5 protein-coding genes are annotated in these 6,967 nt (G+C 68.4%); 4 read left to right on the top strand and 1 reads right to left on the bottom strand.

Annotated features, from left to right (window positions below; genetic code table 11):
- Positions 1-150: 150 nt before the first annotated feature.
- Positions 151-1,179, bottom strand: a complete 1,029-nt coding sequence (locus ACTHL9_RS18425) for an AraC family transcriptional regulator (protein ID WP_440520716.1) — start codon at positions 1,177-1,179, stop codon at positions 151-153.
- A gap of 156 nt (positions 1,180-1,335) precedes the next feature.
- On the opposite strand from ACTHL9_RS18425, the gene ACTHL9_RS18420 reads away from it, so the two are divergent.
- The 4 genes from ACTHL9_RS18420 to ACTHL9_RS18405 all read left to right on the top strand — a co-directional run bounded on the left by ACTHL9_RS18420 (position 1,336) and on the right by ACTHL9_RS18405 (position 6,960).
- Positions 1,336-2,133 carry an SDR family oxidoreductase gene (locus tag ACTHL9_RS18420; protein ID WP_440520715.1) on the top strand — a complete coding sequence of 266 codons (798 nt, stop codon included), beginning with the start codon at positions 1,336-1,338 and terminating at the stop codon, positions 2,131-2,133.
- A gap of 122 nt (positions 2,134-2,255) precedes the next feature.
- Positions 2,256-3,500: a styrene monooxygenase/indole monooxygenase family protein gene (locus tag ACTHL9_RS18415; protein ID WP_440520714.1), complete on the top strand. Its 1,245-nt coding sequence runs from the start codon at positions 2,256-2,258 to the stop codon at positions 3,498-3,500.
- A 17-nt stretch (positions 3,501-3,517) separates the two neighbouring features.
- The gene (locus ACTHL9_RS18410; RefSeq protein ID WP_440520713.1) at positions 3,518-5,278 is read left to right on the top strand and encodes a flavin reductase; all 1,761 of its coding nucleotides are present in this window, start codon (positions 3,518-3,520) and stop codon (positions 5,276-5,278) included.
- The gene (locus ACTHL9_RS18405) at positions 5,275-6,960 is read left to right on the top strand and encodes a phytoene desaturase family protein (RefSeq protein ID WP_440520712.1); all 1,686 of its coding nucleotides are present in this window, start codon (positions 5,275-5,277) and stop codon (positions 6,958-6,960) included. Before ACTHL9_RS18410 ends, ACTHL9_RS18405 begins: the two co-directional genes overlap by 4 nt.
- Positions 6,961-6,967: the final 7 nt, after the last annotated feature.

Raw genomic sequence — 6,967 nt, 5'->3', positions numbered from 1 at the left:
GCGCGCGTAGCCGAGGCGGCCCATGGGGACCGCTAGGAACCGCGTTATTCTGCGGCCGCCCCCCACAAACCCGGTGCGCCGTCCCTTCCGCCGGGTACACACCCGGCGGAGGTGACGGCGCAAGCTTTGTGTGTGGGCTGTGCCGCGAGGCTAACTGCGCAGCGTCGCCGACGGCACCTCGCCGAAGGCCGCGTAGTACGCCTGCGCGAATCTCCCGAGGTGCCCGAAGCCGCAGGCCTGCGCAATCATCGTGACGCTCTGCTCGCTCGGCTCGCATTCCTCGAGCATGCGCCGCGCTCGGAGGAGTCGCGACGTCCGGAGCAGCGCCGTCGGCGTCGATCCCGTCTCGGCGGCGACGGCGGCCTGCAGGGTGCGCAGCGGAACGCCCAAGGCCTCGGCGAGCTCGGACACCATGACGTCCTCCGTGAAGTGACGCTCGAGGAGCTCGTTGAAGCGGCGGACGAGCCGTGCGGTCGCCCCATTCGACGAGGCGACGGCACCCGCGGGCGCAAGGCCGCCCTCCCATTGGCCCAGCGAATGCCCCACGTTGTTGGGCACCGCCAGCAGCCAGCGCTGAAGCACAGCTTCCTCGAGCAGCTTCAGCGTGTACGCCGAAGGATCGGCGCCGTTGACGGCATCGTGAAACTCGAACGCAGCCCTCAGCAGCGCCTGGCCGGCAGCCCCCTTGAGGTCCAGCGAATGCCCGAGCCGCAGCCCACCGCTCAACTCGGCCCCGAACATCTTCTGCGCGGCCTGCTCCATCGCCGGAAGCGCCGCGTACAGGATGAGCTGCGGAGTCCCCGCCTCCCACGTCATCGAGAAATCGCGATCAACCGGCGGAAGCGTCGCGACCCGCGCATCGGACTTCACGGTCTCGTTCCCGCAGACCATCGTCGCCCTGCCCTGCAAGGGCATCTGCAGGAGGAAGAACGACTCGAGCGCCCGCGGACTGATCCGAACCCCGGCGCCGTAGTCGAGGAGATGCACGCCGACTGACGGCGTCTGCGCCGAGCGCAGTTTGAGGTCCACGTGCCCGCCGGCCTCGAGCGGCTCGAGGCGGTGGTCGCAGAACAGCTTGGCGATCTGCTCCTCGGCCTCGTCGGCGTCGGCGATGGCGAGGGTCGACCGCGCGTCGAGCACTTGCTCCGGGCGGGGCAAGCGGAGTGTCGGTGAAAGCATGGAGGGCCTCCCTGCTGAAGCGCCGCCTTGCGCGGATCGGCCACTTTGCGCCTATCGGACAGCCCCTGCGCGGATCGGATAGAGGGCCCGAAGCAGCGCACGTAGCGTCGTGACTAGGCCAAGTATGGCACAGGTCACAACGCAAGGAGCTTGGAAATGGGAACCCTCGACGGACGTGTAGCCCTCGTCACCGGCGGCGCCACCTTGGTGGGCCAAGGCGTGGTGGGGGCGCTCGCAGCGCAAGGCTGCCGCGTCGTCGTCGTCGATATCGACGAGGTGGGCGGCACCGAGGTTGCACAACATCCTTCAGTCGAATTCCGCCTCACCGACATCACGGACGACGGCGAATTGGCCGCCTTGGCCGCCGATCTCCAGCGGGATTACGGTCGCCTCGACATCCTCGTCAACCTGGCCTGCTCGTATGTGGACGACGGCGCCGCCTCCGACCGCGCGGACTGGCTGAACACGCTGAACGTCAACGTGGTGAGCGCCGTCATGGTGGCCCGCGCAGTGCGGGAACTCCTGGCGGAATCGGGCCACGGCTCGATCGTCAACTTCACCTCCATCTCAAGCTCGGTCGCCCAGACCGGCCGCTGGCTGTATCCGGCGAGCAAGGCCGCCCTCGTCCAGATCACGCGGAGCATGGCCGCCGACTTCGCCGCGGACGGCATCCGCGTCAACTCGGTGAGCCCGGGCTGGACGTGGTCGAAGATCATGGACACCCTGAGCGGCGGCGACCTCGTGCACGTCGACTCCGTCGCCGCCCCGTTCCATCTGCTCGGGCGGGTGGGACGCCCGGAGGAGATCGGCGCCGTGGTCGCTTTCCTCGCCTCGGACGCCGCCTCGGTGGTGACGGGCGCCGACTGGGCCGCGGACGGCGGCTACTCCGCCCTCGGCCCCGAGCGCAACGAACCGGCGATCCCTCTGCTGGCGAAAGGAGGTGTGTCCCGATGATGTCCCGCCGTCTCGCGCACCAGCACTGGGTCGACTTCCGCGAACGCGAAGCAGCCTCCAGCGCGACCCCATCCCAGACCCCTCCCCGCCGCTAGCCCCAACGACCAGAAGGATCCACACCAATGTCACAGCGCTCCATCACCATCGTCGGCGCCGGCCAGTCCGGTCTCCAGCTGGCCATCGGGCTGCTCGCCGAGGGCTACGCCGTGCGGCTCGTCTCCAACCGCACCGCCGAGGAGATCGCGGGCGGGAGGGTCTCCTCAAGCCAGTGCATGTTCGGCCAAGCCCTCGCTCACGAGGCCGCCCTCGGTCTCGACCTCTGGCCCGACGCCCCGAAAGTCGAGGGCATCGCGTTCACCGTCGCCCCGCCCGAAGCACCCGGCGTGAAGGCGATCAACTGGGCGCACCCGCTCGACCGCCCCGCCCAGTCCATCGACCAGCGCGTCAAGTTCCCGGCACTCATGGAGGTCTTCACGAGCCGCGGCGGCGAACTCGTCTTCGAGGACGCGGGTGTCGAGGACCTCGAACGCTACACGCAGGAGAGCGAACTGGTGCTCGTGGCGGCGGGGAAGGGCGAGATCGCGCGGCTCTTCGAGCGCGACGGCGAGCGCAGCCTGCACGACGCTCCCCAACGCGCGCTTGCCCTCACCTATGTTCACGGAATGCGCCCCCGGGAGGAGTATTCCGCGGTCAATTTCAATCTCATTCCCGGAGTTGGCGAATACTTCACTTTCCCTGCCCTCACGGTTTCCGGCCCGTGCGACATTAGGGTCTTCGAGGGAATTCCCGGTGGGCCGATGGATTCGTGGCAGGGCCTCTCCCCCGAGCAGCATCTCGCGAAATCCCTCGACATTCTCGGCGCCTACCTCCCGTGGGAGGCTGAGCGGTGCACCGACGTCCGGCTCACCGATGATCTCGGCATCCTCCAGGGCCGCTTCGCGCCGACCGTCCGCCGCCCGGTCGTCACGCTTCCCTCGGGTCGGACGGTTCTGGGGATGGCCGACGTCGTTGTCCTCAACGACCCGATCACGGGCCAAGGTTCGAACAACGCCTCGAAGTGCGCGGCCTCGTACCTGCAATCGATCGTCGCGCACGGCGACCGCCCATACACTCCCGAATTCCAGCAGGCGACGTTCGAGCGCTATTGGGATTACGCCCAGTTCGTGGCCACGTGGACGAATGCGATGCTGGCCCCGCCGCCCGAGCACGTGCTGACGCTTCTTGGCGCGGCGGCCGAGATTCCCGAAATTGCGGCCCGTTTTGCGAACGGCTTCGACTTCCCGCCGGATTTCTTCGAGTGGTTCATGGATCCGGATTCTGCCCAGCGCTATCTCGGCAGCCTCCAGGGCGCGACCAGCCGAGCATGAACGAGAAAGACAGAACAATGCGCAGCATCACCATTGTCGGAGCCGGCGAAGCCGGTGCTCAGACGGCACTGGCCCTCCAGGACCTCGGGTATGCGGTCACACTGGTCTCGGACCGCTCGGCCGAGCAGATCCGCAGCAGCTCCATCACGTCGAGCCAGTGCGTCTTCTCGGGCGCCCTCGATGTGCAGCGCGAGGTGCGGGTGGACCCAGAGGAGCGGGCCGCCGTCGGCATCGGATCCTTGGCGCTCACCATCGCTGGTGCGCCCGGCCGGGAACCCATCGCGTGGAAGGCCGAGCTGGATCGCCCGGCGCTCTCTATCGACCAACGCGTGAAGTGCGCCCAGTGGATCGAGGACTTCGTGGCCCGCGGCGGCGACTTCCGGATCGAGAAGGTCACCGTCCGCATGCTCGAGGACTTCGCCGCGCGCAGCGACCTGGTGCTCGTGTGCTCAGGCAAGGGGGAGCTCGGACAGGTCTTCGCGCGGGACCGGAAGCGCTCGAGTTTCGATCGCCCCCAGCGGGCCACGGCCGTCACCTATGTGCGGTTCGGTAGAACCAATGAGGGCACAACGGACGACGGCGGCACGAGCCTCCCAGCCCAGAGCGGCCTCCGCATGTCGATCGTTCCGGGAGTCGGCGAGTTCTTCACCTTCCCGGGAATCACGGTCACGGGACCGTGCCAGATGATGGTCTTCGAGGGCGTCCCCGGCGGCCCGATGGACATCTGGGACGGAGTGCAGAGCCCCGAGGAACACCTCGCCACGTCACTGCGGCTGCTCCGCGAGCACTTCCCCCACGAGGCCGAGGCCTTCGAGGGGGCTGAGCTCGCCGACAAGCGCGCCGTGCTCAGGGGCCGCCTCACGCCGACGGTGCGCGACGCCGTCGGGATCCTCCCCAATGGTGCGGCGGTGCTGGGGCTTGCGGACGCCGTCGTCCTCAACGACCCACTCACGGGCCAGGGCTCCAACAATGCCACGCTCGCCGCGCATTATGTGGCGGAATCGATCCGCAGGCGGGGATCCGAGCCCTTCGATCAGGCTTGGATGCGCGAGACGTTCGACGAATTCTGGCGCGGCTGGGGGCAGTGGTCCACCGGCTGGACGAATTCGCTGCTTCGACCACTCCGGCCATTCCACTTCGAGCTCCTTTCCGGCGCCCAGGAGCACCCGGTCCTCGCATCAGCGATCGCGAACGGCTTCGACGATCCGCGCACGGTCTATCCGTGGTGGCTCGATGAAGAGGAGGCGCGCGGAGTGCTCGAGTGGGCCTCACGACAAGGGCGCTACGGGTTCGACGCCCGCGATTTCCGCTCAGCCCTCGGGCAATTTGCCACAGGCGTCACTGTGGTGACGACCCGCTCGACCGACGGCGCCCGCGTGGGAATGACCGCAAATTCCTTCACATCGGTTTCGATGGATCCTCCGCTCGTGCTCTGGTGTCCGAGCAAGCGGGCGCCGAGCCTGCAGGATTTCGAAGCATCAACGCATTTCGCCATCAATGTCCTCGCATCCGATCAACACGTTCTCTCCCGCCAATTCGCCACGCCCGCCGAGGACAAATTCGCAGGGGTCCACTGCGAGGAAGGCGTCTCGGGAGTCCCGCTCATCGGCGGCGCCGTGGCCACGTTCCAGTGCCGCACCGTTGCCCGGCACGACGCCGGCGACCACGTGGTCTACATCGGCCACGTCGAGGAATACACGAACAGCGGCGGGGAGCCCCTCGTCTTCCACGGCGGGACCTACCACGCCACCGTCCACCACCCGGAGTTGGCACGATGAGCATCCAATCCGATTACGTCATCATCGGCGCCGGAATCAATGGCATGGTTGCGGCGGCCCGATTGGCAGGGGCCGGGTATTCCGTCACGCTGCTGGACGAGCGAGATCGATTGGGCGGATTCATCGATTCGGGGGAATTGACCGTTCCCGGCTTCGTCCACGACACGTTTTCCTCCTGGCATCCCCTCTTCGTCGCCAGCCCCGCGTACGCAGAACTCGGGGCCGAACTCCACGCACAGGGGCTGACCTACCGCAACACCGAGGGTCCCGTGACGGCCAGCATTGACGTCTCTCCGGGCGCTGGGGAGCGGGCCGTGATCGGCTACCGGGATCCGGGCCAGACGGCCGCAGCCTTCCGCCACGAGGATGACAGGGCGGCCTACGCCCGCATGCTCGATGAGCTCGGCGCCCGCTCCGGCACAGTCTTCGGCACGCTCGGGTCCGAGCTCCGCTCGAAGAAGGCGTTGGGTCTCGTGTGGTCGGCGCTTCGCAACGGCCTCGGGCCGGCGGAACAGTTCGCCCGCGACAGCCTCATGAGCGGTCGCAACTTCACCTCCCTCCGTTTTAACGGCTGGGAGGCGGACCAGCTCTGGACCCCGTGGCTCCTGCACGCCGGACTGGCCCCGGACCACGCCACGGGCGGCGCGATGCTCCCCCTCATGGCCCTCACGATGCACAGCTCCGGCCTGCCGGTCGTTGAGGGCGGCGCACGCAATTTTGTGACTGCCTTCGAGAGGCTCCTCCGCAGTCGCGGGGTCCGAATCGAACTCGGCCTTCCCGTCGATCGCATCATCGTTCGCGACGGTCGGGCCGACGCGGCCGAGACGGTCTTCGAACGCTTCGAGGCCCGCTACGGCGTCCTGGCCTCGACCTCGCCGCGCGAGCTGTACCGGAACCTGCTGCCCGCGAGCGCCATACCATCGGCGGTCCGGGACCAGGCCTCCACCCACCGCTCCGGCCGGGCAGCCATGCAGATCCACCTCGCCCTCGACACACCGCCCGCGTGGAACGACGTCCGCCTCGCCCAGGTGCCCCTGGTCCACCTCTCGAATGGCTCCGGCAGCACCGGGATTGCGTGCGCCCAAGCTGAGGCGGGCGTCCTGCCTGCCTCGCCGACCGTCGTCGTAGGCCAGCAATGCGTTCTCGACCCGACGCGCGCGCCGGAAGGCAAAGCAACGCTGTGGATCCAACTGCAGGAACTTCCGTTCCGCCCCACCGGCGACGCCGCCGGCGAGCTCGACGTAGGCCAGGGCTGGACGCCTCGGCTCGCAACCGCGTATGCGGAGCGGGTCGTGAACCGGATCGAGCCCTTCGCCCCGGGACTGCGCTCCTCGGTCCTCGGAATCAAGGTCCTCTCCCCCGCCGATCTGCGGGCTGCCAACCGAAATGCCGTGCACGGCGACCCATACGGTGGCTCGGCGGAGCTCTACCAGAATCTCCTCTGGCGGCCGTTCCCTGCGGGCGCGCGCCACCGGACGCACCTCGCGGGGCTGTGGCACCTCGGCGCGGCGACTCACCCGGGTCCCGGGCTTGGCGGCGGGTCTGGCTACCTCGTCAGTGAGCAGATTCTGGCGGAGGGACGACGGCGGCTGCCCGGCCGCCGTCGTCCTCCCGCCACGGTCAGCGCGCACCCGGCGTCGTGGGGCGCGTCCGCCGGCGAGGATCTCGTCGAGGTCTCCTGAGCTACAC

The sequence above is a fragment of the Sinomonas sp. genome (assembly GCF_051955515.1).
Lineage (GTDB): Bacteria > Actinomycetota > Actinomycetes > Actinomycetales > Micrococcaceae > Sinomonas.
Note: the sequence above shows the minus strand (reverse complement) of the source record. Positions and strands in the feature narration are given on the sequence as shown.

Coding starts and splice junctions, on each gene's coding strand:
- ACTHL9_RS18415 (WP_440520714.1), top strand. CDS start 2,256: ATGTCACAGCGCTCCATCACCATCGTCGGCGCCGGCCAGTCCGGTCTC.
- ACTHL9_RS18420 (WP_440520715.1), top strand. CDS start 1,336: ATGGGAACCCTCGACGGACGTGTAGCCCTCGTCACCGGCGGCGCCACC.
- ACTHL9_RS18405 (WP_440520712.1), top strand. CDS start 5,275: ATGAGCATCCAATCCGATTACGTCATCATCGGCGCCGGAATCAATGGC.
- ACTHL9_RS18425 (WP_440520716.1), bottom strand. CDS start 1,179: ATGCTTTCACCGACACTCCGCTTGCCCCGCCCGGAGCAAGTGCTCGAC.
- ACTHL9_RS18410 (WP_440520713.1), top strand. CDS start 3,518: ATGCGCAGCATCACCATTGTCGGAGCCGGCGAAGCCGGTGCTCAGACG.